Source organism: Variovorax atrisoli 110B (genome assembly GCF_000382045.1).
Lineage (GTDB): Bacteria > Pseudomonadota > Gammaproteobacteria > Burkholderiales > Burkholderiaceae_C > Variovorax > Variovorax atrisoli.
The window spans coordinates 1026496-1049276 of sequence record NZ_KB907450.1 but is presented as its reverse complement, the minus strand read 5'-3'; the positions used below and the strand labels follow the sequence as shown (position 1 = coordinate 1049276).

The 22781-nt window shown below is 67.2% G+C and carries 23 protein-coding genes and 1 tRNA gene; 17 read left to right on the top strand and 7 right to left on the bottom strand.

Translation table 11 applies throughout. The features are described from left to right. The first annotated feature begins 122 nt into the window (after positions 1-122). From G369_RS0104915 to rng, 9 genes are all read left to right on the top strand, one after another. The gene (locus G369_RS0104915; RefSeq protein WP_019652868.1) at positions 123-848 is read left to right on the top strand and encodes a YebC/PmpR family DNA-binding transcriptional regulator; all 726 of its coding nucleotides are present in this window, start codon (positions 123-125) and stop codon (positions 846-848) included. Between the two features lie 55 nt (positions 849-903). After that, positions 904-2202 (top strand): phosphoribosylamine--glycine ligase, encoded by a 1299-nt coding sequence (purD, locus tag G369_RS0104910; RefSeq protein WP_019652867.1) that lies wholly within the window; start codon positions 904-906, stop codon positions 2200-2202. Next, positions 2202-3119, top strand: a complete 918-nt coding sequence (gene hemF, locus G369_RS0104905; protein WP_019652866.1) for an oxygen-dependent coproporphyrinogen oxidase — start codon at positions 2202-2204, stop codon at positions 3117-3119. Before purD ends, hemF begins: the two co-directional genes overlap by 1 nt. Before the next feature lie 79 nt (positions 3120-3198). Next, entirely contained in the window at positions 3199-3816 is a 618-nt protein-coding gene (gene nadD / locus G369_RS0104900) for a nicotinate (nicotinamide) nucleotide adenylyltransferase (RefSeq protein WP_019652865.1), read from the top strand. Then, positions 3816-4472 (top strand): ribosome silencing factor, encoded by a 657-nt coding sequence (gene rsfS / locus G369_RS0104895; protein WP_019652864.1) that lies wholly within the window; start codon positions 3816-3818, stop codon positions 4470-4472. The genes nadD and rsfS overlap by 1 nt, the downstream gene beginning before the upstream one ends. Then, a complete protein-coding gene (gene rlmH, locus G369_RS0104890; RefSeq protein ID WP_019652863.1) occupies positions 4469-4936 on the top strand; it encodes a 23S rRNA (pseudouridine(1915)-N(3))-methyltransferase RlmH in 468 nt (155 codons plus the stop codon). Before rsfS ends, rlmH begins: the two co-directional genes overlap by 4 nt. Further along, positions 4933-5637 (top strand): phytanoyl-CoA dioxygenase family protein, encoded by a 705-nt coding sequence (locus G369_RS35440; RefSeq protein ID WP_019652862.1) that lies wholly within the window; start codon positions 4933-4935, stop codon positions 5635-5637. The genes rlmH and G369_RS35440 overlap by 4 nt, the downstream gene beginning before the upstream one ends. Positions 5638-5640: 3 nt before the next feature. Then, entirely contained in the window at positions 5641-6243 is a 603-nt protein-coding gene (locus tag G369_RS0104880; protein WP_019652861.1) for a Maf family protein, read from the top strand. 136 nt (positions 6244-6379) lie between these two features. Further along, positions 6380-7909 carry a ribonuclease G gene (rng, locus tag G369_RS0104875; RefSeq protein WP_019652860.1) on the top strand — a complete coding sequence of 510 codons (1530 nt, stop codon included), beginning with the start codon at positions 6380-6382 and terminating at the stop codon, positions 7907-7909. A 15-nt stretch (positions 7910-7924) separates the two neighbouring features. Here the strand turns inward: rng and msbA are convergent, their stop codons facing one another. Then, positions 7925-9709: a lipid A export permease/ATP-binding protein MsbA gene (gene msbA / locus G369_RS0104870; RefSeq protein ID WP_019652859.1), complete on the bottom strand. Its 1785-nt coding sequence runs from the start codon at positions 9707-9709 to the stop codon at positions 7925-7927. 165 nt (positions 9710-9874) lie between these two features. Here msbA and tolB point away from each other — a divergent pair, with 165 nt between their 5' ends. From tolB to G369_RS0104845, 5 genes are all read left to right on the top strand, one after another. Further along, the gene (gene tolB / locus G369_RS0104865; RefSeq protein WP_080647796.1) at positions 9875-11191 is read left to right on the top strand and encodes a Tol-Pal system beta propeller repeat protein TolB; all 1317 of its coding nucleotides are present in this window, start codon (positions 9875-9877) and stop codon (positions 11189-11191) included. A 28-nt stretch (positions 11192-11219) separates the two neighbouring features. Beyond that, positions 11220-11735 carry a peptidoglycan-associated lipoprotein Pal gene (gene pal, locus G369_RS0104860; RefSeq protein ID WP_019652857.1) on the top strand — a complete coding sequence of 172 codons (516 nt, stop codon included), beginning with the start codon at positions 11220-11222 and terminating at the stop codon, positions 11733-11735. After that, positions 11735-12484 (top strand): tol-pal system protein YbgF, encoded by a 750-nt coding sequence (gene ybgF, locus G369_RS0104855; RefSeq protein WP_019652856.1) that lies wholly within the window; start codon positions 11735-11737, stop codon positions 12482-12484. The genes pal and ybgF overlap by 1 nt, the downstream gene beginning before the upstream one ends. Positions 12485-12503: 19 nt before the next feature. After that, entirely contained in the window at positions 12504-13355 is an 852-nt protein-coding gene (locus tag G369_RS0104850) for a tRNA threonylcarbamoyladenosine dehydratase (protein ID WP_019652855.1), read from the top strand. Between the two features lie 49 nt (positions 13356-13404). Continuing rightward, positions 13405-13480, top strand: a tRNA-Lys gene (locus G369_RS0104845). A 109-nt stretch (positions 13481-13589) separates the two neighbouring features. On the opposite strand, the gene G369_RS0104840 is transcribed toward G369_RS0104845, so the two are convergent. Continuing rightward, positions 13590-14087: a pyridoxamine 5'-phosphate oxidase family protein gene (locus tag G369_RS0104840; protein ID WP_019652854.1), complete on the bottom strand. Its 498-nt coding sequence runs from the start codon at positions 14085-14087 to the stop codon at positions 13590-13592. A 248-nt stretch (positions 14088-14335) separates the two neighbouring features. Here G369_RS0104840 and G369_RS0104835 point away from each other — a divergent pair, with 248 nt between their 5' ends. Beyond that, entirely contained in the window at positions 14336-14578 is a 243-nt protein-coding gene (locus G369_RS0104835) for a hypothetical protein (protein ID WP_020722955.1), read from the top strand. 63 nt (positions 14579-14641) lie between these two features. On the opposite strand, the gene G369_RS0104830 is transcribed toward G369_RS0104835, so the two are convergent. The 4 genes from G369_RS0104830 to G369_RS0104815 form a co-directional block, all read right to left on the bottom strand. Next, positions 14642-17734, bottom strand: coding sequence for an efflux RND transporter permease subunit (locus G369_RS0104830; RefSeq protein WP_019652852.1), 3093 nt, complete (start codon positions 17732-17734; stop codon positions 14642-14644). 10 nt (positions 17735-17744) lie between these two features. Beyond that, a complete protein-coding gene (locus G369_RS0104825) occupies positions 17745-18917 on the bottom strand; it encodes an efflux RND transporter periplasmic adaptor subunit (RefSeq protein ID WP_038113798.1) in 1173 nt (390 codons plus the stop codon). A 40-nt stretch (positions 18918-18957) separates the two neighbouring features. Continuing rightward, positions 18958-20469 carry an efflux transporter outer membrane subunit gene (locus G369_RS35435; protein WP_019652850.1) on the bottom strand — a complete coding sequence of 504 codons (1512 nt, stop codon included), beginning with the start codon at positions 20467-20469 and terminating at the stop codon, positions 18958-18960. 568 nt (positions 20470-21037) lie between these two features. Continuing rightward, positions 21038-21754 (bottom strand): helix-turn-helix domain-containing protein, encoded by a 717-nt coding sequence (locus G369_RS0104815; protein WP_019652849.1) that lies wholly within the window; start codon positions 21752-21754, stop codon positions 21038-21040. 69 nt (positions 21755-21823) lie between these two features. On the opposite strand from G369_RS0104815, the gene G369_RS0104810 reads away from it, so the two are divergent. Both G369_RS0104810 and G369_RS0104805 read left to right on the top strand, forming a co-directional pair. Beyond that, entirely contained in the window at positions 21824-22057 is a 234-nt protein-coding gene (locus G369_RS0104810; protein WP_019652848.1) for a helix-turn-helix domain-containing protein, read from the top strand. Positions 22058-22064: 7 nt separating this feature from the next. Then, positions 22065-22298 carry a hypothetical protein gene (locus G369_RS0104805; protein ID WP_019652847.1) on the top strand — a complete coding sequence of 78 codons (234 nt, stop codon included), beginning with the start codon at positions 22065-22067 and terminating at the stop codon, positions 22296-22298. On the opposite strand, the gene G369_RS0104800 is transcribed toward G369_RS0104805, so the two are convergent. Beyond that, positions 22249-22752, bottom strand: a complete 504-nt coding sequence (locus tag G369_RS0104800; RefSeq protein WP_019652846.1) for a hypothetical protein — start codon at positions 22750-22752, stop codon at positions 22249-22251. The genes G369_RS0104805 and G369_RS0104800 overlap by 50 nt on opposite strands. Positions 22753-22781 lie beyond the last annotated feature (29 nt).

Below are 22781 nucleotides of genomic sequence, written 5' to 3'. Positions count from 1 at the left end.
CAATTATCACCAAAAGCCCCGGCCCGAATTCCGGGGGGCGGAGCCGGCGTTGTGTGCGCCGGACAGTAAACTCGGGGCTGCTCGGATTGACACAGAAACACAGGACAGCGAGATAGAAAGCCATGGCCGGACACAGCAAATGGGCGAACATTCAGCACCGCAAGGGCCGCCAGGACGAGAAGCGGGGCAAGCTCTGGACCCGCGCCATCAGAGAAATCACGGTGGCCGCCCGCGCCGGCGGCGCCGACCTGAGCGGCAATCCCCGGCTGCGGCTGGCGGTTGAAAAGGCCAAGGCGGTCAACCTGCCCATCGACACCATCAAGCGCAACATCGACAAGGCCACCGGCAACCTCGAAGGCGTCAATTACGAAGAGATTCGTTACGAAGGGTACGGCATCGGCGGCGCGGCGATCATCGTCGACACCATGACCGACAACCGGGTGCGCACCGTGGCCGAAGTTCGCCACGCGTTCTCCAAGCACGGCGGCAACATGGGCACCGAAGGCTCGGTGGCCTTCCAGTTCAAGCACTGCGGCCAGATCATCTTCGCGCCGGGCACGAGCGAGGACAAGGTAATGGAAGTGGCGCTCGAGGCAGGCGCGGAAGACGTCGTCACCGACGACGACGGCGCCATCGAGGTGATCACCTCCGTGGCCGACTTCGAGGCCGTGAAGAACGCGCTCGAAGCCGCCGGCCTGAAGCCCGACGCTGCCGAAGTCACCATGCGCGCCGAGAACACGATCGAGGTCACCGGCGAGGACGCCGCAAGAATGCAGAAGCTGCTCGACGTGCTCGAAGACCTGGACGACGTGCAGGACGTCTATCACAACGCCTCGCTGTCCGAGTGAACACGAGCGCCCGATGCATGTTTGTTGAATCACAGCGAGAAATGAAGGCCCGCGAATGAAGGTACTGGTAATTGGGGGAGGGGGCCGCGAACACGCTCTCGCATGGCGCCTGGCGCAGGCCTCCCGGGTGAGCCGCGTGTACGTGGCGCCGGGCAACGGCGGCACCGCGAGCGACGAGCGCTACGACTGCATCGACATCACCGAGCCCGCCGCGCTGCGCGAGTGGGCCCTGAAGGAAAAGATCGCGCTGACCGTGGTCGGCCCCGAGGCCCCGCTGGCAGCAGGCGTCGTCGACGAGTTTCGCGCGCACGGGCTTCGCATCTTCGGCCCCACGCAGGCTGCCGCGCAGCTCGAAAGCTCGAAGGCCTTCTCGAAGGCCTTCATGAAGCGCCACAAGATCCCCACGGCGGAGTACGAGGCCTTCACCGACGCCGCAGCCGCGCATGCCTACATCGACGCCAAGGGCGCTCCCATCGTCGTCAAGGCCGACGGCCTGGCAGCCGGCAAGGGCGTGGTGGTCGCCATGACGGCGCAGGAAGCGCACGAGGCGGTCGACTTCATGCTGGTCGACAACAAGTTCGGCGTCTCGCACAACGAAGGCGGTGCGCGCGTCGTCATCGAGGAGTTCCTGCAGGGCGAGGAAGCCAGCTTCATCGTGCTGTGCGACGGCAAGAACGTGACCGCGCTGGCCACCAGCCAGGACCACAAGCGCCTGCTCGACAACGACGAAGGCCCCAACACCGGCGGCATGGGTGCGTATTCGCCCGCGCCGGTGGTCACGGCCGAGGTGCATGCGCGCGCCATGCGCGAGATCATCCTGCCGACCATCCGCGGCATGGAGAAGGACGGCATCCCGTACACCGGCTTCCTGTACGCCGGCCTCATGATCGACGCTGCCGGCCATCCGAAGACGCTCGAGTTCAACTGCCGCATGGGCGACCCCGAGACGCAGCCGATCATGATGCGGCTCAAGTCCGACCTGTTCGAGGTCTTCTGGCACGCCACCGACGGCACGCTCGACCAGGTCGAGCTGCAGTGGGACCGCCGGGTGGCGCTGGGCGTGGTCATGGCTGCGCACGGCTACCCGCTTTCGCCGCGCAAGGGAGACCGCATCACCGGCATTCCGGCCGAAGCGCCCGACGCCGTGGTGTTCCACGCCGGCACCACGCTCGACAACGGCGAGCTCAAGACCAGCGGCGGCCGCGTGCTGTGCGTGACGGTCCTCGCCGACAGCGTGAAGCAGGCGCAGCAGCGGGCCTACGAGGTTGCCGCGCGCGTCAAGTTCGATGGGGCGCAATACCGCAAGGACATCGGGTTCCGCGCGGTTCATGCGCGCAACCCCCACGGCTCCTGATGCAGCAAACCAACCCGGCGGCAGTCGGCGAGTACCTGCGCGGGCTGCAGCAGTCGATCGTCGCTGCGGTCGAAAGGGCCGACGGCGGCACCTGCGTGCGCGATGCCTGGCAGAAGGCGCCCGACGAGCCGTTGCAGGGCAGCGGCCTGACCTGCATCCTCGAAGGCGGCGAGCTCTTCGAGCGTGCGGGTTGCGGCTTCTCGCAGGTGCGCGGCCCGAAACTGCCGCCTTCGGCCACGCAGAACCGTCCTGAGCTGGCGGGTGCGCCTTTCGAGGCGATGGGTGTGTCGCTGGTGTTCCATCCGCGCAATCCGTACGTGCCGATCGTCCACATGAACGTGCGCATGCTCGCCGCTCTTCCCGAAGGCCGGGAGCCGGTCTGCTGGTTCGGCGGCGGCATGGACCTCACGCCCTGCTACGGCTTCGAGGAAGACGCGGTGCACTTCCACACCGTGTGCCGCGATTCGCTCGCCGCATTCGGCGATGACAAGTACCCACGCTTCAAGACCTGGTGCGACGAGTATTTCTTCCTCAAGCACCGCGGCGAGCAGCGCGGCGTCGGCGGCATCTTCTTCGACGATTTCTCCGAAGGCGGCTTCGAGAACGGCTTCGCGATGATCCGCTCGGTGGGCGACGGCTTCCTGCAGGCCTACCTGCCGATCGTCGAGCGCCGCCGCGGCACGCCGTACACCGAGCGCGAGCGCAACTTCCAGCTCTACCGGCGCGGGCGGTATGTGGAATTCAACCTCGTTTGGGACCGCGGCACGCACTTCGGCCTGCAGTCGGGCGGGCGCACGGAATCGATCCTTCTGTCGATGCCGCCGCTGGCGAGCTGGTCCTACCAGCAGCAGCCCGCGCCGGGCAGTCCCGAAGCCGCGCTCTACAGCGACTTCATCGTCCGACGAGACTGGATATGACCCCAAGGCCCGCCTTGCAGCGCGCGATACCGGTGCTCCGGGTTTCGCGAAGCTGCTGCCGATCTCTCGCGTGCGAGCAATGAAGGCACGGCGTATCGGCGTCTTCGGCGGCGCATTCGATCCGCCGCACAACGCCCACGTGGCGCTGGCAGAGGCCGCGCTGGCGCAGCTCCATCTCGATGAACTGCACGTGATTCCCACCGGCCAGGCCTGGCACAAGAGCCGCGAGCTGACACCCAAGGAAGACCGGCTCGCCATGACCCGGCTGGCCTTCGGCGAACTGCGGGGCACGGTTGTGGTCGACAGCCGCGAGGTGCTGCGCGACGGCCCCACCTACACGCTCGACACCCTGCATGAACTGCAGAGCGAGCAGCCCGGTGCGCAGCTGGTGCTGATCATGGGCGCGGACCAGGCGGCCGCGCTTCCGACCTGGCACGGCTGGCAGGATATACTCGGCATTGCTACTGTTTCTGTAGCGTATCGCGCACTATCGACGGGTAACCCTGCCCGTTTTGATCCGAAAACATTGCCCGGCCTTCCGGCTGGCGCGCGTTTCGAAGCGCTCGAATTGCCTCCCATGGACATCAGCGCCACCGAGATCCGGCGGCGCTCGGCGCTCGGCGTGGACATTTCCTCGCTGGTTCCGCCCACGGTTGCACGCTATATTGACCAACACCACCTCTACCGCTCTGCCTGATGACCACTGAAGCCGCCGCAAAGAAAAATATCCAGAAACTCCAGCGAGCCATCATCGATGGCCTCGAAGACGTCAAGGCGCAGGACATCCAGGTATTCGACACCGAGCATCTCTCGCCGCTGTTCGAGCGTGTGATCGTCGCCTCGGGCACTTCCAACCGCCAGACCAAGGCGCTGGCCGCGAGCGTGCGCGATGCGGTGCGCGAAGCCGGTTTCGCCAAGCCGCGCGTGGAGGGTGAGGACAACGGCGAGTGGATCATCGTGGACTGCGGTTCGGCCGTCGCGCACATCATGCAGCCCGCCATCCGCCAGTACTACCACCTCGAAGAGATCTGGGGCGACAAGCCTGTGCGTGCCAAGCTCGGCGGCACCAAGCCGGCGGCAGCCACGGGCGCCAAGGCCGGTGCCGAGGAGAAGAAGCCCGCCAAGGAGCCGACGCTGCGCCGCTCCAGTGCCGCCAAGACCGCGATCCGCGCGGCCGAGCAGGAAGCCAAGGCTGCGAAGGCGCCGGCCAAGAAGACCGCCGCCAAGAAGGCACCCGCCAGGAAGACCACCACCGCGCGCGTGCCGGTCAAGGTCGTGGGCAAGCCTGCGGCCAAGAAGCCTGCGGCCAAGAAGACGACGGCTGCCAGGAAGGCGCCAGCCCGCCGCGCATGAAGCTGCTGGTGGTCGCCGTCGGGCAGCGCATGCCCGATTGGGCTCAGACTGCCTGGGACGACTACGCCAAGCGCTTTCCGCCCGAACTCAAGCTCGAGCTGCGCGCGGTCAAGACCGAGCCGCGCGGCTCCAAGACGCTCGAAACCCTCTATGCCGCCGAACGCGAGCGCATCGAGGGCGCCATTGCACGCGGCATGCGCATCGTGGTGCTCGACGAGCGCGGCACGGCGCTGACCACAAAGGCGCTCGCGGCGCGGCTGCAGGCCTGGCAGGGCGAGGGTGACGACGTCGCCCTGGTCGTCGGCGGGCCCGACGGGCTGGACCCGGCCTTCAAGGCTGCGGCCCACGAGCGCATCCGGCTGTCCGACCTTACACTGCCGCACGCGATGGCGCGCGTGTTGCTGGTCGAGCAGCTGTATCGGGCGTGGTCGGTCAACGCGGGCCATCCTTACCACCGCGAATGACGAACGCCGACGGGCAGGTCGCATTGCTCGAGGGACGAGGCCACCTGCTGGTGCCGGCGCCGTTGCCGCCCGCGATGCTCGATGCTGCGGCGAAGTCGCTCGATCAATGGCTGGGGCAGGCGGCGGGCAGTCGCAATCTGCTGGCTCATCCGCCGTGCCGCGAAATGGCCATCCAGCTGAAGGCGCGGCTATGCCGCAAGGGCCTGCTCGATGCGTCGTCGGTGGCCGTCCAATGCACGCTCTTCGACAAGACGCCCGAAAGGAACTGGCTGGTCGCGCTGCATCAGGACACGTCCATCGCGGCTTCGGCCGACGGCATGCCCGCCGTCATCAAGGAAGGCGAGCCCTATGTGCAGCCGCCGATCGACGTGCTGCAATCGCTTCTCGCCGTACGCGTGCACCTGGACGACTGCGGTGCCGACGCCGGCCCGCTGCGCGTCGTGCCGGGCAGCCACCGTGCGGGCCGGCTCGACCCCGATGAAGCGCAGGCCCTGCGCGCCGCCCATGGCGATACCGTCTGTACGGCGGCGCGGGGTGACGCGCTGCTGATGCGTCCCTTGCTGCTGCATGCCTCGTCGCGGGCGAAGTCGCCGGCACGCCGCCGCGTCCTTCACTTTCTTTTCGGACCTCCGGGCCTGCCGCATGGGCTGGCCTGGAACCACATGGTGGCCGGCGATCCGCCGAGTCCACGGGAGACCTGAACCTTGCCGGATTTCATCTACCTCGCCTCGCAGAGCCCGCGCCGGGCCCAGTTGCTCGGCCAGCTCGGCGTTCGCCATGAATTGCTGCTGGCCGATGCCGACGAGGATGCCGAATCGCTCGAAGCCGTGCTGCCCAACGAGGCTCCGGCCACCTATGTGCAGCGCGTCACCGGCCTGAAGCTCGACGCCGCCGTCGCCCGGATGCGCAGGCGCGGCCTGCCCGAGGCGCCGGTGCTCTGCGCCGACACCACGGTAGCCCTCGGCCGGACCATCCTCGGCAAGCCGGAAGACGAAAAGGACGCCGCGCGCATGCTGCGGATGCTCTCGGGCACCACCCACCGCGTGCTGACCGCGGTGGCGCTGCACCACGGCAAGAAGAGCCACGCCGCACTCAGCGTGTCGCGGGTGCGCTTCGCCGAGATCACGAAGCAGCAGATCGCCCGCTATGCGGAAAGCGGCGAGCCGCTGGGCAAGGCCGGCGCGTACGCCATCCAGGGGGCAGCGGCGGCGTTCGTCGAGCACATCAGCGGCTCCTATTCGGGCATCATGGGCCTCCCCATGTTCGAGACCGCACAACTCCTGCGGCAGGCGGGGATGCTCAAGTGAACACGCCATGACACTCAAGACCGCATTCTTTTTCAGGGCCGCCGCGGAAACGGCTTTTTTGGGCCGGCGGGGGGGGCGCCCCGGCAGGGGGAGGGGCGAAGCGACACGAAGTGTGCGCAGCCTGGGGGGCGAGCCTATGAGCCAGGACATTCTCATCAACTGGTCTCCGCAGGAGACCCGCGTGGCGCTGATCGAGCACGGCGCGGTGCAGGAGCTGCACGTCGAACGCACGCTGGAACGCGGGCTGGTCGGCAACATCTACCTGGGCAAGGTGTCGCGCGTGCTGCCGGGCATGCAGTCGGCCTTCATCGACATCGGGCTGGAGCGCACCGCCTTCCTGCACGTGGCCGACATCGTGGCGCCGTTCACGCCGGGTTCGCGCCCCAGCGCGCCGGCACCCGAGCGCGACCACCGCAACGGCGGGCCGATGGTGCCCATCGAGAAGCAGGTGTTCGAGGGACAGTCGCTGCTGGTGCAGGTCATCAAGGACCCGATCGGCACCAAGGGTGCGCGGCTTTCCACGCAGATCAGCATCGCCGGTCGGCTGCTGGTGTTCCTTCCGCAGGACAACCACATCGGCGTGTCGCAGAAGATCCCCTCTGACCAGCGCGAATCGCTGCGCAACCGGATGCTCGCGCTCATCGAGGCCGCCGCGGCGGCTGACAGCGGCGGCGTGGTGCCGGCCAACACGGGCGGCTTCATCCTGCGCACCAACGGCGAAGACTCCAGCGACGCGGAGCTCGCGGAAGACATCGCCTACCTGCGCAAGACCTGGTCGCGCATCCGCGACGCCTCGATGCGCATGCCGCCGATGTCGCTGCTGCACCAGGACCTGAGCCTGCTGCAGCGCGTGCTGCGCGACATGACCGGCGAGGAAACGCAGACCATCCGCATCGACTCGCGCGAGCAGTTCGAGCTGCTGCTGAAGTTCGGCCTCGAGTACATGCCCAAGGCCGCGGGAAAGCTCCAGCACTACAAGGGCGAGCGGCCGATCTTCGACCTGTATTCGGTCGACGAGGAAATCGCGAAGGCACTGGGCCGGCGGGTCGACCTGAAGTCGGGCGGCTACCTCGTGGTCGACCAGACCGAGGCGCTGACCACGGTGGACGTGAACACCGGCGGCTTCGTCGGCGCGCGCAACTTCGACGACACCATCTTCAAGACCAACCTCGAAGCGGCGCAGGCCATCGCCCGGCAGCTGCGGCTGCGCAACCTGGGCGGGATCATCATCGTCGACTTCATCGACATGGGCCGCGACGACCACCGCGAGCAGGTGCTGGCCGAGTTCCGCAAGCAGCTTGCGCGCGACCGCGTGAAGACCACCGCCGGCGGCTTCTCGCAGCTCGGACTGGTGGAGATGACGCGCAAGCGCACGCGCGAATCGCTGGCGCACATGCTGTGCGAGCCCTGCATCGCCTGCGGCGGGCAGGGCATCGTGAAGACCGCACGCAGCGTGGCCTACGACGTGATGCGCGAGATCCTGCGTGAGGCGCGCCAGTTCACGCCGCGCGAGTTCCGCATCGTCTCGTCGCCGCAGGTGATCGAACTCTTCCTCGACGAGGAGAGCCAGCACCTTGCGGGCCTGAGCGACTTCATCGGCAAGCCGATATCGCTGCAGTCGGAGCCGGCGATCGGGCAGGGGCAGTACGACATCGTGCTGCTCTGAGGCAGCACCGGTCGGTCAAAGCGTCGGGTCCTGTCCCGGCGGGGCGGTGCGTACGGCCAGCGTCTGCAGCCGCGCGTAGAGGCCATCGAGCGCCATGAGCTGCTCGTGGCTGCCCTGCTCGGCGATGCGGCCCTGTTCCATCACGATGATCCGGTCAGCGTGCTGGATGGTCGAGAGGCGGTGGGCCACGATCAGCGTGGTGCGGTTCTGCATCAGGCGCTGGAGGGCGTCCTGCACCAGCCGTTCGGATTCGGTGTCGAGCGCGGAGGTGGCCTCGTCCAGCAGCAGGATCGGCGCGTTCTTGTAGAGCGCGCGGGCAATGGCGAGGCGCTGCCGCTGGCCGCCCGAGAGCTGCGTCGCGTTGTGGCCCAGCACGGTGTCGATGCCCTGGGGCAGGTTCTCGACGTGCGAGCTCAGGTTGGCCGCGTCCACGCATTGCTGCACGCGCTCGCGATCGATCTCGGAACCCAGCGCCACGTTGGCGGCCAGCGAGTCGTTGAGCATCACCACGTCCTGGCTGACCATCGCGAACTGGGCGCGCAGGCTCTTGAGCTGCCACTCGCTCGTGTCGTGGCCGTCGAGCAGCACCTGGCCGCTGCTGGGCTGAACGAAGCGCGGCAGCAGGTTGACCAGCGTGGTCTTGCCCGAGCCCGAGGGCCCGACGAATGCGACCACCTGGCCGGGCTCGATGGTCAGGCTCACACCGTCGAGTGCGCGAAGCTCGTCGTCGCCCCGATAGCTGACCTTCACGTTGCGCAGCTCGATGCGACCCTGCGCATGTTCGAGGGTGAAGCTGCCCTGCGATTCGGGAGCCACTTCGTCGATGAGGATCAGCCCGCGCTCCAGCGCGGCGAGGCCGCGCGTGACGGGCCCGGCCACTTCGGCCAGGCGGCGGATCGGCGCGATCAGCATCAGCATGGCCGTGATGTACGCCACGAAGCCGCCCACCGTGAAGCCCTGCTTGCCGCTTTGCCAGAGCGCGATCATGACCACCACCGAGAGCGCCAGCGAGGCCATCATCTGCGTGAGCGGCGTGGTGGCGGCCTGCGCGATGGTCGATTTCACGGCCAGGCGGTTCAGGCGCTGGCTCAGCTGCTCGAAGCGGCGGCCTTGGGCGTCTTCGGCGCCGTGCAGGCGCACCACGCGGTGGGCCAGCACGTTCTCTTCGACCACGTAGGCCAGCTCGTCGGTGGCCTGCTGGCCCTGCTGGGTCAGGCGGTAGAGCCGCTTGGAGAACACCTTCATGATCCACGAGATGCTCGGCACCAGGAAAGCGACGATGAGCGTGAGCTTCCAGTTCAGGTAGATCAGGTAGCCCAGCAGCGCGACCAGCGTGAAGCCGTCGCGTGTGAGGCCGAGCAGCGCCTGCACCAGCAGCATCGCGCCGGTCTGCACTTCATAGACGACCGTGTTCGAAAGGGCGCTGGCCGACTGGCGGGCGAACAGCGCGAGCTCGGCGCCGAGCAGCCGCTCGAACAGCACCCGCCGCAGCTTCTGCATGCCTTCGTTGGCGATGCGCGAGAGCGCGTACTGCGAGATGAACTGGGCGATGCCCCGCACCGCAAAGAGCAGCAGCACTGCGGCAGGCACGAACCAAAGCGGCATCTGGCCGCGCGTGAAGCCGCGGTCGAGCAGCGGCTTCAGCAGGGCCGCCATCAGCGGCTCGGTGACTGCAGCCAGCAGCGCCCCGATCAGTCCGAGTGCCCACCATTGACGGGAGCCGCCAAACCATGTCATGAGTCGCGCCAGGCGGCGCATCAGGGGAGGGCGCGCGATCTCGGCGCCGGGGGATGCTTGCATGGCGGCGGATTCTACGGGTCGGGCCTTTGCAGGCGCGCAGCCGCCCCCTGTGTAGGACCGGATCGACGGATAAACGTTTTGTGACGGCAGCCTCTGGGCAGTGTGTAACATCTCGCCTGTTGAAGCCGGGGAGAACTTTTTCACCCGGAAACCTCTCCGAACCGCATGAACAAGCCGTTGTCAGCCCAAATTCCAACTCCTTCTTCATCGCTATTTGCACGCCGCACCCTCATTGCGGCTCTCGCGGCCTCCCCCATGATTCCTGCACTCGCCCAGTTCCGGGTCGAGGTTTCGGGCGTGGGGCTCACGCAGCTGCCGATCGCGCTCGTTCCATTCAAGGGGCAAGAGGCCTCCCCACAGAAGATCTCCGACATCATCCAGGCCGACCTGGAACGAAGCGGCCAGTTCCGGGGCGTCGATGCCTCGGGCCAGGCCCTCGACGAAGCCTCGCGTCCCGACCTTTCCCTCTGGCGCCAGCGCACTGCCGATTCGCTGGTCGCCGGCAGCGTCACTCGCCTGGCCGATGGCCGCTTCGACGTGCGTTTCCGCCTCTGGGACGTGGTCAAGGGACAGGACCTGGGCGGGCAGAGCTACACCGTTCCCCAGGGCGACCTGCGCCTCGCATCGCACCGCATTGCCGACTACGTCTACGAGAAGCTGACCGGCGAAAAGGGCATCTTCTCGACGCGCATCGCCTACGTCACCAAGGCAGGCAGCCGCTATTCGCTGTGGGTGGCCGATGCCGACGGCGAGAACGCGCAGGCTGCGCTCGCCAGCCCCGAGCCGATCATCTCGCCCTGCTGGTCTTCCAATGGTCAGCAGCTCGCGTACGTTTCCTTCGAGTCGCGCAAGCCGGTCGTGTACGTGCACAACGTGGCCTCCGGCCAGCGCCGCCTGCTCGCCAACTTCAAGGGCTCGAACAGCGCCCCGGCCTGGGCGCCCGACGGCAACTCGCTGGCGGTCACGCTCAGCCGCGACGGCGGCTCGCAGCTCTTCTCCATTCCGGCCAACGGCGGCGAGCCGCGCCGGCTCACTCAAAGCTCCAGCATCGACACCGAGCCGGTGTACTCGGCCGACGGCAGCACGATCTATTTCGTGAGCGACCGCGGCGGCGCCCCGCAGATCTACAAGATGAGCGCCGGCGGCGGAAGCCCGACGCGCGTGACCTTCAGCGGCACCTACAACATCTCTCCGTCCGTCAGCGGCGACGGCCGGTGGTTGGCCTACATCTCGCGAGTGGGCGGCGCCTTCAAACTCCATGTGATGGAGTTGGCAACCGGCAACGTCAGCGCGATCACCGACACCTCCGCGGACGAAAGTCCGAGTTTTGCTCCGAACAGCAAGCTGATCGTCTATGCAACCCAGTTGCAGGGCCGCGAGGCCCTCATGACGACCACGCTCGATGGAAAAATAAAGGCACGACTGGCGGGGCAGGCGGGAGACATCCGTGAACCGGACTGGGGTCCGTTCCAAAAGCAATGACCAAGGTTTCTTTGAGGAGTTTGAAAAAATGTTGAAACGTTCGCTCTATTCGCTGGCCATCGTGGCTCTCATCGCCGGTTGCTCGTCGGGCACCAAGCTCAACGAAACGCCGGTGACCGACCGGTCCGGCACGGCTGGCGGCCAGCAAGGCGCCAGCACCGTGGCACCTGTCACCATCGACCCGACCGCGGGCACCGCTCAAGGTCCGGTGGGCGTCGAGCGCATCGTCTACTTCGACTACGACAGCTACACGGTCAAGCCCGAGTTCCAGTCGCTGATCGACGGCCATGCCCGCTTCCTGAAGGCCAACCCGCAGCGCCGCATCTCCATCGAAGGCCACACCGACGAGCGCGGCGGCCGCGAGTACAACCTGGCGCTGGGCCAGAAGCGTTCCGAAGCCGTGCGTCGCGCGCTGACCCTGCTGGGCGTGAACGACAACCAGATCGAAGCCGTGAGCTTCGGCAAGGAAAAGCCTGCGGTCACCGGCTCGGGTGAGGAAGTCTGGGCGCAGAACCGCCGCGCCGAAATCCGCTACACCCGGTGATGCCACGCGCCCTCCTGCGAGGCTCGGCACTGGCCGCGGCCTTGCTTTGCGTCTCGGCGGCCTCGCAGGCTGCGCTGTTCGAGGATGACGAGGCACGCCGCGCCATCCTCGACCTGCGCCAGCGCGTCGAGGCCATGCGCCAGCAGACCGACCAGCGGCTGACCGACGAAAACGGCCAGTTGCGTCGCAGCCTGCTCGACCTGCAGAACCAGATCGAGCAGATGCGCGGCGACCTGGCCCGCATGACGGGGCAGAACGAGCAGCTCACGCGCACGCTGAGCGAAATGCAGTCGCGCCAGACCACCATCGACGACAAGCTCCGCCAGAGCGAGCCTTCGAAGGTGTCGGTGGACGGCCGCGAGTTCACTGCCGACCCCAAGGAAAAGGCCGACTTCGAGGCTGCCCTCGGCGTGTTCCGCTCGGGCCAGTTCGCGCAGGCGCAGACCGCGTTCGCCGAATTCGTCAAGCGCTACCCGCAAAGCGGCTACAACGCCTCTGCGCTGTTCTGGCTGGGCAATGCGCAGTACGCCACGCGCAACTACAACGAGGCCATCGCGAACTTCCGCTCCATGCTCTCGCTCGCGCCCGACCACGCCAAGGCCCCCGAGGCCGTGCTGTCGATCGCGAACTGCCAGATCGAGCTGAAGGACACGCGCGCTGCGCGCCGCACGCTGGAAGACCTGACCAAGGCCTACCCGCAGTCCGAAGCCGCGCAGGCCGGTCGTGAACGTCTCTCGCGCCTGCGCTGATGAGGGCGGAGCACTCCGCTTGAGCGCCATCATCGCCACTGCGTCTCTCACTCCTCCCACAGCCGCCGCGGATGTCGTCACCGACACCGCGGCGCCTGACTTTGCGCGCCGCTTCGGCGGCCTCGAGCGGCTGTACGGCGTGGCCGGTGCCGCACAAATCCGCGATGCCCACGTGCTGGTGGTCGGCATCGGCGGTGTCGGCTCCTGGGCCGTCGAGGCGCTGGCGCGCAGCGGGGTGGGGCGGCTGACCATGATCGACCTCGACCACGTGTCGGAGTCGAACATCAACCGCCAGATCCATGCGCTCGATGCAACGGTGGGTCAGGCCAAGGTCGAGGCCATGCGCGAGCGCATCGCGCAGATCAACTCCGAGTGCAAGGTCCAGGCCATCGACGATTTCGTCGAGCCCGGCAACTGGCTCTCGCTGCTCGACGCGGCCCAGGCTGTGAACGGGCCGGCAACGGCCGTCATCGATGCCTGCGACCAGGTGAAGGCCAAGGTGGCGATGGCCGCATGGGCTCGGGCGTCGCGCGCCACGTTCATCATGGTGGGCGCTGCTGGCGGCAAGCGGCAGGCGCACAAGGTCGACATCGAAGACCTGTCGCTCGTCACGCACGACCCGCTGCTGGCCCAGCTGCGCCAGCGCCTGCGCAAGGAGCATGGCGCTCCGCGCGAAGGCCGCAAGATCGGTGTCGCCTGCGTGTTCAGCCGCGAGAGCGTGGCGCCTCCCGATGCCTCGTGCGCCATCGAGAGCGGTGACGGCACGCTCAACTGCCATGGGTACGGATCGGTGGTCAGCGTGACCGCGACTTTCGGCCAGTGCGCAGCAGGTTGGGTTCTGGACAAAATAGCGTCAAAGCACACGCTATAATCTTTGGCTTTGCCGGATATCACTTCGGCGAAGAACAGAAAAATGGTTCGGGACGTTAGCTCAGTTGGTAGAGCAGCGGACTTTTAATCCGTTGGTCACTGGTTCGAATCCAGTACGTCCTACCAACACCCTGGAGCGCTCACCATACTGGTCGAGCGCTCTTTTTTTTGCCGAGTGCGTCGGCCATTGTGATCGCTGATGCTGCCGCCTGCGCGACCACCAACGGCCCTGCGCTCAGATCGCAACCTTCTTGTGCTCGCCAAGGTCCTTCGGCGGCTCGCCCGTGATGGCGGCCTTCGCCATCTTGTAGAGCTGCACCATCTTGCTGTCGTCCACGTCCCAGTACTCGGCATCGACCACCGCCACTGCGAGCAGGCCGAGGTTGGGATCGGTCGGGCCATTGGGGAACCAGGCCTGCGCCATCTTGTTGAAGAGTGCTTCCTTCTTTGCTTGGTTCTCAAGCAGCGTGGCGTGGCCCGACACCGACACGTAGCTGTCGTCGTCGGTGTTGGCATACGCGATGTTCACCACCGGGTCGCTGGCGACGTGACGCGCGATGTCTCCGTTCTTCGGCACGAAGAAGTAAAGCGTGCGCACGTCGTCGCCGTCCCTGTTCTGCGTGGTCAGCGGATGGCTGTGCAGTTGGCCGTCGCCATGGCGGTGGGTCAGCATGCCGAAGCGGGTGTCCTTGATGAGGTCCCAGAGCTTGCCCAGGTCGGTCGTCGTCGTCATGTCGTTGAACTCCAGATCGGTGAAAAGAAGTCCTTAAGGTAAGCGCGGGCGTGTAGCGCGCCATGAGGACACACGGCGCACAGCCGTGTGGTCCCGCACCGACAAGGCTTGTCGAAGGGCAACGCGTTGGTGACGCAGCGAGCAGGCTGTTCCGGCCGTCCTCTGGCGGGGGAGCGTTCTCGAAGCGGCTACAGTCGCCCGTCTTTCCTCACCCCGGCGGCTCTGGCTGGCGCCTCCGACCTTTTCCGATGCGTACCTTCATTTCTTTCTCCGCCATCGTTCTTTCTGCGGCATTGGTAGCCGGCTGTGTCACCCGCGAGGCTCCGCGCTACACGCCGCTGGGCAACGGCGTCTTCAAGTCGCCGACTGCGCAGGATGCCGAGAACTACTGTCGCAATTTCGGCGCACCGATGCGCTTCCTGGCCAACCCGGGCGCGGAAGACGCGGTCAAGCGGGTTTCCGGAGGCGAGGTCTTCTACCGCTGCGATTGACGTAGAAAAGCCCACGGTCCTCAGTACCGTGGGCTCTTACTGCCGATCGGATCGGCGCTGCGCTCAGGCTTCCGGTGCCACGCTGCCCGGCAGCGTCGGCGCGTTCGTGCCGGCGGTGCTTTCCTTTTCGTCTTCCGCGTCTTTCTCATGCCGCGCCGCGATGAACAGGTACATCGCCGGCACCACGAAGAGCGTGAACAGCGTGCCGATGGACAGCCCGCTGAAGATCACGATGCCCATCGCCTTGCGGCCCGCGGCGCCGGCGCCGGAGGCGATGACCAGCGGCAGCACGCCGAAGACCATGGCGGCGGTCGTCATCAGGATGGGGCGCAGGCGGGTGCCGGCGGCTTCCACGATGGCGTCGAGCTTGCTCAGGCCCTGCTTCTGCAGGCGGTTGGCCACTTCGACGATCAGGATGCCGTGCTTGCTGATGAGGCCCATCAGCGTCACCAGGCCCACCTGGGTGTAGATGTTCATCGAGGCGAAGCCCCAGAAGATGAAGATCATCGCGCCGAAGAGGGCGAGCGGCACCGACACCAGGATCACCACCGGATCGCGGAAGCTCTCGAACTGCGCCGCCAGCGCCAGGAACACGATGATCAGCGCGAAGACGAAGGTGATGGCGAAGTTGCCCGACTCCTGCACGAACTGGCGCGACTGGCCGGAGTAGTCCACCGTGTAGCCGCTGGGCGCCATCTGCTGGACCAGGCCGCGCAGGTACTCCAGCGTCTCGCCCTGCGTGCCGCTGGGCACGCCCTGGATGGTCACGGAATTGAGTTGCTGGAAGTGGTTCACCGTCTCGGGCTGCACGCTGTACTTCAGGCTCGCCACCGTGCTGGCCGGCACCACGCCGTTGGGCGTCTTGATGTAGAAGTTCAGCACGTCCGAGGGATTCAGCCGGTCGACCTGCTGCACCTGCGGGATCACCTTGTACGAGCGGCCCGAGATCGAGAAGTAGTTGACGTACGCGCCGCCCAGCGCAGCGCCCATGGCGTTGCCGACGTCCTGTTGCGTGATGCCCAGCGAGGCGATCTTGTCGCGGTCGACCACCACGGAGGCCTGCGGCAGGTCGATCTTCAGGTCGGCGTCGATGTAGTAGAACTTTCCGTCGGCGCGCGCCTTGTCCATGATCTGCTGGGCGAGGGCGTTCAAATTCTCGAAGGGCTCGGTGGTCTTGATGACGAACTGCACCGGCAGGCCCGATGCACCCGGTAGCGCAGGGAACTGGAAGGCCACCACCTTCGCGCCGGCAATGCCGTTCCAGCGCTTCTGCAGATCGGTCTGGATGTCGTGCGCGCTGCGCGTGCGCTCGTCCCAGGGCTTGAGCAGCACGCCCGCGATGCCCGCGTTGGTGCTGGGCACGCCGGTCAGCTGGAAGAGCTGCGCGTACTCGGGCGTGTCGTGCGCGACCTTGAAGATCTGGTCGGCGTACGTCTGCATCTGGTTGATGGTGGCCGTGGGCGCGCCCACCACCTGCGACAGCACGATGCCCTGGTCTTCCTCGGGCGCGAGCTCCGACTTCGACATCTTGAACATCACGAACAGCAGCGCCACCAGGATGGCGCCCATGACGATCATCACCGGCCAGGTCTTGAGCACGCCGCGCAATATCAGCTGGTAGCGGTGATGCACGCGCTCGAAGACGTGCTCGATCTTCATTGCGAACTTGCCGGTGTCCTGCTCGGGCTTGAAGAAGCGCGAACACATCATGGGCGACAGCGTCAGCGCCACGATGCCCGACACCACCACCGAGCCCGCGAGCGTGAAGGCGAACTCGGTGAAGAGCGAGCCGGTCAGCCCGCCCTGGAAGCCGATGGGCACGTACACCGCCACCAGCACCACCGTCATCGCCAGGATGGGGCCGCCCAGTTCGCGCGCCGCGAGCAGCGAGGCCTGCATGGGCGACTTGCCCTCGCGCATGTGCCGGTCGACGTTCTCCACCACGATGATCGCGTCGTCCACCACCAGGCCGATGGCGAGCACCAGCGCCAGCAGCGTGAGCAGGTTGATCGAGTAGCCCAGCGCCAGCATGATGAAGAAGGTGCCGATCAGCGACAGCGGCATCGCGATCAGCGGCACCACCACCGCGCGCAGGCTTCCCAGGAAGAGATAGATCACCACCGTCACGATGACCAGCGCCTCCACCAGCGTCTTGATCACTTCGCTGATCGAGGTGTTGATGAAGTCGGTCGAGTCGTAGACGATCTTGCCGGTCAGCCCCGTGGGCAGCTGTGCCTGGATGTCGGGGAACACCGTACGCACCTGCTTGGCCACCTCGAGGATGTTGGCCTCGGGCGCGACCTTGATGCCGATGAAGACCGAGCGCACGCCGTTGAAGGCCACGTTGAAGTCGTAGTTCTCGGAGCCCAGCGTCACGTTGGCCACGTCCTGCAGCCGCACGATGGCGCCGTTGGCGCTCTTCACCGAAAGCTGCTTGAACTCGTCCACGCTGTGCAGCGAGGTGCCGGCCGTGAGCGGCACGCTGACCATCTGGCCCTTGCTCTGGCCGACGGCCGCGAGGTAGTTGTTGGCGGCCAGCGCCGCGCTCACGTCGGTGGCGGTCACGCCGTAGGCGGCCATCTTCTGCGCATCGAGCCATGCCCGCAGCGCGAAGGTGCGCGCGCCGAGGATCTCGGCGGTCTGCACGCCCGGAATGGCGTTGAGCTTGGGCTGCACCACGCGCACCAGGAAGTCGGTGACGTTGTTGTTGGGCAGCGTGTCGCTGTAGAAGCCGATGTACATCGCGTCGGTGGTCTGGCCGGTAGCCACCGTCAGCACCGGCTGCTGCGCCTGCGGCGGCAGCTGGTTGCGCACCGAGTTCACCTGTGTGTTGATCTCGGTCAGCGCGCGGTTGGAGTCGTAGTTCAGCCGCAGCGTGGCGGTGATGGTCGACACGCCCAGGCTGCTCGACGACGACAGGTAGTCGATGCCCTGCGCCTGCGACACCGCGGCCTCCAGAGGCTGCGTGATGAAGCCCGCGACCGTGGCCGCGTCCGCGCCGTAGTAGGCGGTGGTGATGGTGACCACGCCGTTCTCGGTCTTCGGGTACTGGTTGACCGGCAGGCCGGCCAGCGCGCGAAGCCCCAGGACCACGATCAGCAGGCTCACCACCATCGCCAGCACCGGCCGGCGGATGAAGATGTCTGTGAAGTTCATTCGGGTGACCTCACTTTTCCTGCGGCGTCGGCGCCGGGTTGTTGGTGGGCTGGACGCTGTTGTCCACCACCACCGGCGTGCCGTTCTTCAGCTTGTTCTGGCCGCTGCTCACCACCACCTGGCCGGCCGTGAGGCCCTTGACGATGGCGATCTGGTCGCCGCGCGTCGGGCCGGTCTCGATGAAGACCTGCTGCGCGACGAGCTGCTTGGCGCCCGATGGATTGGCCGGCTGCGCGGGCGCACCCGCGGTGCCTGCCGCGCCAGGTTTGGGCGGCTCGGCCTCCTTCACCACGTACACGGTCGAGCCGTACGGGTTGTAGGTGACGGCGGTGGCCGGCAGCGTGAGCTGCTCCTGCTCGCCGCCGACATCGATCTTCACGTTGGCGAACATGCCGGGCAGCAGCAGCTGCTTCGGGTTGGAGATGGTGGCCTCGACCTGCACGTTGCGCGTGGCGGCGTCCACCTTCGGGCTGATCGCATTGATCTTGCCGCTGAAGCTCTGGCCCGGGAAGGTGTCGACCGACAGGTTCACCACCTGGCCCACCGCCAGGCCCGCGAGCTGCTGCTGGGGCAGGGCGAAGTCGACGTAGATCGGGTCCAGCGTCTGCAGCGTGACCAGCTTGTCGCCCGCGTTCACGTACTGGCCCGGGTTCAGCGTGGTGATGCCCAGGCGACCGGAGAAGGGCGCGCGGATCGACTTCTTCGCGACCAGCGCGGCCTGCTGCTCGACCTGCGCGCGCTTGGCCTTCAGGTCGTTGGTGTCGGCATCGATCTGCGCCTGGCTCACCGCCTGCACCGCGAGCTGCGCCTGGTCGCGCTTGAGCACGATGGCGGCCTGCGCGGCGGCTGCCTCGGCCGCGTGCAGCTGGGCGATGTCGGAATCGGCATTGAGCTCGACCAGCAGCGTGCCGGCCTTCACGTCCTGCCCCGACTTGAAGTGCACGGTGCGCACCAGCCCGGCCACCTCGGTGCCCAGGTCGGCGCCGCGCACCGGGTTCAGCGTGCCGACCGCGGTGAGCTGCGACTGCCACCGCAGCTTCTGCACCTCGGCCGTCGACACCGTCTGCGGGCCGGGCTTGGGCACTGCGGCGATCAGCGCGCGGATCTGAAGGAACTTGCCCACGGCGAGCACGGCGACCAGCAGCAGCACGCAGCCGATCATGATGATCATTCTCCGGGTCATAAATTGGCTTTTCTTGGAGTTATGGAGTGTTCGGGTCTGCTCAGTTCAGCGGGGCCGAGGCCTGAGGCGAGGGCGCAGCGGGCTGCCCCGGCGCGATCGCCGCGTCGGCCAGCGCACCGCGGTTCCACCAGCCGCCGCCCAGCGCCTGGAAGAGGGCGGCCGTGTCCGCATAGCGCGCGGCCTGCGCCTGCGCCAGGGCGGTGTGCGTCTGCAGCCAGGCCTGCTGCGCGGTCAGCAGCGTCACGTAGCTCACCGCGCCGGCGCGGAACTGCGCGGTCGACAGGTCGAGCGACTGCCTGGCGAGCGACTCGGCGGTGGCCTGGGTCTGCAGCGCTGCCGCGTCGAGTTCGAGCGCGCGCAGTGCATCGGCCACGTTCTGGAAGGCGCCGAGCACGGTGTTGCGGTACTGCGCGGCCGCCGAGTCGTAGGCCGCGACGGCCGCGCGCTGCTGCGCGCGCAGCGCACCGCCGTTGAAGATCGGCTGCGTGAGCCCGGCGCCGATGTTCCACAGCGTGGTCGGCCCGGTGAACAGGTCGCGGGCGCGCAGCGAGGTGTTGCCGTAGCTCGCGCTGAGCTGTATCTGCGGATAGAGATTCGCCGTGGCCACACCGACCGCCGCGCTGGCCTGGTGCAGCTGCGCCTCGCTGGCGCGCACGTCGGGCCGCTGGCGCGCAAGCTCGGAGGGCAGCGACAGCGGCAGCTCCTGCGGCAGCGAGAGGCTGGCGAGGTCGAACTCCGGCAGGCCTTGCTCCGAAGGCAGACGGCCCGCGAACACGGCGAGCTGGTGGCGCGTCTGCGCGAGCGATTTCTCCAGCGGCGGTATCGCCGCCTGCGTCTGCGCGACCTGCGTGCGCTGCTGCAGCACGATCGACTTCGGAATCGCGCCGGTGTCGAATTGCTTTTCGATCACGCCCAGCTGCTCGCGCTGCGCCTGCAGCACCTCTTGCGTGGCCTGCAGCTGGCCGCGCAGCGCGGCCTCGCGGATCGCGGTGGTGACGAGGTTCGAGGTCAGCGTGAGGTACGTCGCCTCCACCTGGTAGCGCTGCGCTTCCACGGCGGCCTGCGCGCCCTCGATCTGCCGGCGCGAGGCACCGAACACGTCGAGGTTGTAGCTGACGTTGACCGAGGCGTTGTACAGCGTGAGCAACTGGCCGCCCGCCACCCGCGTGCTGACCTCCGAGGCTCGCTCGCGTTGCACCCCCAGCTGCGCGTTGACCTGCGGCCACAGCAGGTTGCCCGACTTAGCGTCGTAGGTGGCCTCGGCCTGCCGCAGCGCGGCCTGCGCGGAAGCCAGCGTGGGGCTCTGGGCGAGCGAGGCGCGGATCAGCCGATCGAGCGGTTCCGAGCGGAACACCTCCCACCACTGGGCGGGGATGTCGCGGCCGGGAAGCAGCTCCTGCGCCTGGCCGGCCGGCACGTCGGACTTCGCGGTGCGCACCGGCATCGGCGCGGGTGTGTAGTCCGCGCCGCCGGCGGCGGCCGGCAGGTCGGGCGTCCTGAAATCCGGCCCGACCGCACAGCCGCTCATCAGCAGCAGGACGGCGCCGAGCACGGCGCCCTGAACGGGCCACCCCGCGCGTCGACGCGCAAACGCAGCGCGCAACGACGAACCAGGGTGATCCTCCAATGCATTGTTGTCTTGATTTGGCATGGGGCAGCGGTTGTACACCCGGAACGCCCGGGCTGCCTGACTTCCTGAAGTCTCACCGCCGCGCCCTTGCCCCGCGAGGCCGTTGCGACGAAACGGGACCTGCACGGCGCGAAATGTACGGGCAAGGCGCCAAATGCACCACCCCAAGGGCACTGCAAAAAATTACCCACGGCCCAATTCCAGGAACACCGAGGAACCGGCTCTGCCGGGCCTCGGGTGTTGCCCCCGGTAGGGGGTTGGCGAAGCGGCACGCAGTGCCGCGCAGCCTGGGGGCGAGCAAATCCACAAAAAAAAGCCCGCACGAGGCGGGCTTGAAGGTGACCTGCTGGAGGAGGGAGGATCAGAGGATGCAGGCCACAGGGAGAGCCATGAATATCGCTTCCGAACCTGCACGCAACCTGACCTCGACGAAATCGTGTTCCAGCTAATGCCTGGCTAATTTTTTGCCGAGGCGCCGCCCACGTCGGGCTCAGTCCTCGTCTTCCCACTTGCCCACCACCGTGCCCAGCACGGTGAAGGTGGAGCGCACCGGCTCGTGCTTGGGATTGAGCGGCAGCAGCCAGCGGCGGCCGTCCTCCTGCTTGAACACCTTGAAGGTGACCTCGTCGCTGTCCTCGAGCTTGGCGATGATGCGCTCGCCGTCGTCGGGCGTCCTCAGCGAGGTGTCCACGAAGACGATGGAGCCTGATGGGTAGCTCTTGAGCTGGCCGCTGGGCGAGGTCATGCTGTCGCCGCGAACGCGCAGCGCATAGCTCTGGAGGCTGTGGTGGGCGATGCAGGGAATCCAGCGCTCGGCGCGCGGCTGCTGCGAGATCTCGTGGCTGTCCCAGTTGGCTGCGTCCGTCCACGAGATGAGCGGCACGGTGCCGGGCGTGCGCGGATTGAAGCTCGGAATCGTCGGGGGGATGTGGGTCACCCGGTACGGCCCGAGCGGTTCGTTGGCCCGGTCGCGGGCCTGGCGCATCTGGTCTTCGTCCCAGGGGGCGGGGCCGTCTCCGGTGTCGAGCCAGTTGGGATCGGCCCGGTAGGCGCGCGCCAGCGCCAGCACGCTCATGGAGCGGGTGACGTCCCCGCGCTCGATCTTGGAAATGCTCGACTGCTTGACGCCCGAGGCCGCTTCGGCCTGCTTCTGCGTCATCTTGGCGAATTTGCGCGCGGCCAGGGCGCGTTTGGCAATGCTGTCCATCGGTTGGGGATTTAAGCCCAAACGAATATTCTTCCTGAACTCTAGAATAGTAAAAAAAGGGAGAAAAGAATGAAACCAAGGGAGTTGGTTCTGGCCCTGAGGGCCATGGGCCTCACGCAGAAGCAGATCGAACAGAGAACAGGCATTCCGCAGCCGACGATCAGCAAGATCGGCCTGGGCCGGGTGGCCGACGTGATGTCGCGCCACTACGTCGCGCTGCTGGCTGCCTACGAGCAGCGTGCGAAGGAGGAGGCCCTGAAGCCGGGGCCCGAGGCCTTCCGCCCCCCGGCAAAGAAGCGATGAGCAGGCGGTGCATCGACGATGGACGTCGGGCCTGTGGCTCGACCGCGCGCTGTGCGTGCTGCTGGCGCTGCTTTCCCTGGCGGGACTGGCCTTCGGCCTGATCGCGGCGCATCCGGCCATCGCGGGCGGCAGCTGCTTCGGGCTGGCGTGCGCCGCGTGGGCGGCACAGGTGCTCTTCGACGGCGAGGCGCTCAGGCGCTCGCGTGCGGTTCGGGAGGCGCGAGAGCGAGGGTGGTGCTGACGCGCACGCAGTCCTTGATGTGCTGCTCGCCAAGCGCGCGCAGCGCCGCATAGCCGAGCGCGGCCGACACCATCTGCCCGGCGATGGGCACGTACTTGGTCGCCTGCTTGGCCGTGAGGCGCACGCCCGCGTGCTTTGCGAGGCGCAGCAGCAGGTCGCGCGTGACGAGCCGCCCGACCAGCAGCGCGCCCACGGTGGTCGCGGCCTTCTGGATGCGCTCGCGCTGGTGCGGCGCGAGCTTCTCGACCTGCGTGACCGAAAGGCCGAATTCCGCGCTGATCTGCGGCACCAGCCGCGAGAGCAGCGCGGCATCGGCCATCCAGTCGAGGCCGGGCAGGGGAACCGCGCTGGCTGCTGCCGCCATCAGCGCCTTGCGGCTGATGAGGCGGCGGCTGCGGTGGACGGCGGCGATGAGCTTTTCATCGCCCCGGGCCAGTTCGATGGCTGACGGCATCCGGCGACTCCCTTTCTTCCTGCCTGAGC

What these genes read in the sequence shown, in the direction of transcription:
- ybgF (WP_019652856.1), top strand. Translation starts at nt 11,735, where the DNA reads ATGCCACGCGCCCTCCTGCGAGGCTCGGCACTGGCCGCGGCCTTGCTT.
- rsfS (WP_019652864.1), top strand. Translation starts at nt 3,816, where the DNA reads ATGACCACTGAAGCCGCCGCAAAGAAAAATATCCAGAAACTCCAGCGA.
- G369_RS0104815 (WP_019652849.1), bottom strand. Translation starts at nt 21,754, where the DNA reads ATGGACAGCATTGCCAAACGCGCCCTGGCCGCGCGCAAATTCGCCAAG.
- G369_RS0104800 (WP_019652846.1), bottom strand. Translation starts at nt 22,752, where the DNA reads ATGCCGTCAGCCATCGAACTGGCCCGGGGCGATGAAAAGCTCATCGCC.
- hemF (WP_019652866.1), top strand. Translation starts at nt 2,202, where the DNA reads ATGCAGCAAACCAACCCGGCGGCAGTCGGCGAGTACCTGCGCGGGCTG.
- G369_RS0104840 (WP_019652854.1), bottom strand. Translation starts at nt 14,087, where the DNA reads ATGACGACGACGACCGACCTGGGCAAGCTCTGGGACCTCATCAAGGAC.
- G369_RS0104825 (WP_038113798.1), bottom strand. Translation starts at nt 18,917, where the DNA reads ATGACCCGGAGAATGATCATCATGATCGGCTGCGTGCTGCTGCTGGTC.
- rlmH (WP_019652863.1), top strand. Translation starts at nt 4,469, where the DNA reads ATGAAGCTGCTGGTGGTCGCCGTCGGGCAGCGCATGCCCGATTGGGCT.
- pal (WP_019652857.1), top strand. Translation starts at nt 11,220, where the DNA reads ATGTTGAAACGTTCGCTCTATTCGCTGGCCATCGTGGCTCTCATCGCC.
- msbA (WP_019652859.1), bottom strand. Translation starts at nt 9,709, where the DNA reads ATGCAAGCATCCCCCGGCGCCGAGATCGCGCGCCCTCCCCTGATGCGC.
- nadD (WP_019652865.1), top strand. Translation starts at nt 3,199, where the DNA reads ATGAAGGCACGGCGTATCGGCGTCTTCGGCGGCGCATTCGATCCGCCG.
- G369_RS35440 (WP_019652862.1), top strand. Translation starts at nt 4,933, where the DNA reads ATGACGAACGCCGACGGGCAGGTCGCATTGCTCGAGGGACGAGGCCAC.
- rng (WP_019652860.1), top strand. Translation starts at nt 6,380, where the DNA reads ATGAGCCAGGACATTCTCATCAACTGGTCTCCGCAGGAGACCCGCGTG.
- G369_RS0104835 (WP_020722955.1), top strand. Translation starts at nt 14,336, where the DNA reads ATGCGTACCTTCATTTCTTTCTCCGCCATCGTTCTTTCTGCGGCATTG.
- G369_RS0104830 (WP_019652852.1), bottom strand. Translation starts at nt 17,734, where the DNA reads ATGAACTTCACAGACATCTTCATCCGCCGGCCGGTGCTGGCGATGGTG.
- G369_RS0104810 (WP_019652848.1), top strand. Translation starts at nt 21,824, where the DNA reads ATGAAACCAAGGGAGTTGGTTCTGGCCCTGAGGGCCATGGGCCTCACG.
- purD (WP_019652867.1), top strand. Translation starts at nt 904, where the DNA reads ATGAAGGTACTGGTAATTGGGGGAGGGGGCCGCGAACACGCTCTCGCA.
- tolB (WP_080647796.1), top strand. Translation starts at nt 9,875, where the DNA reads ATGAACAAGCCGTTGTCAGCCCAAATTCCAACTCCTTCTTCATCGCTA.
- G369_RS0104915 (WP_019652868.1), top strand. Translation starts at nt 123, where the DNA reads ATGGCCGGACACAGCAAATGGGCGAACATTCAGCACCGCAAGGGCCGC.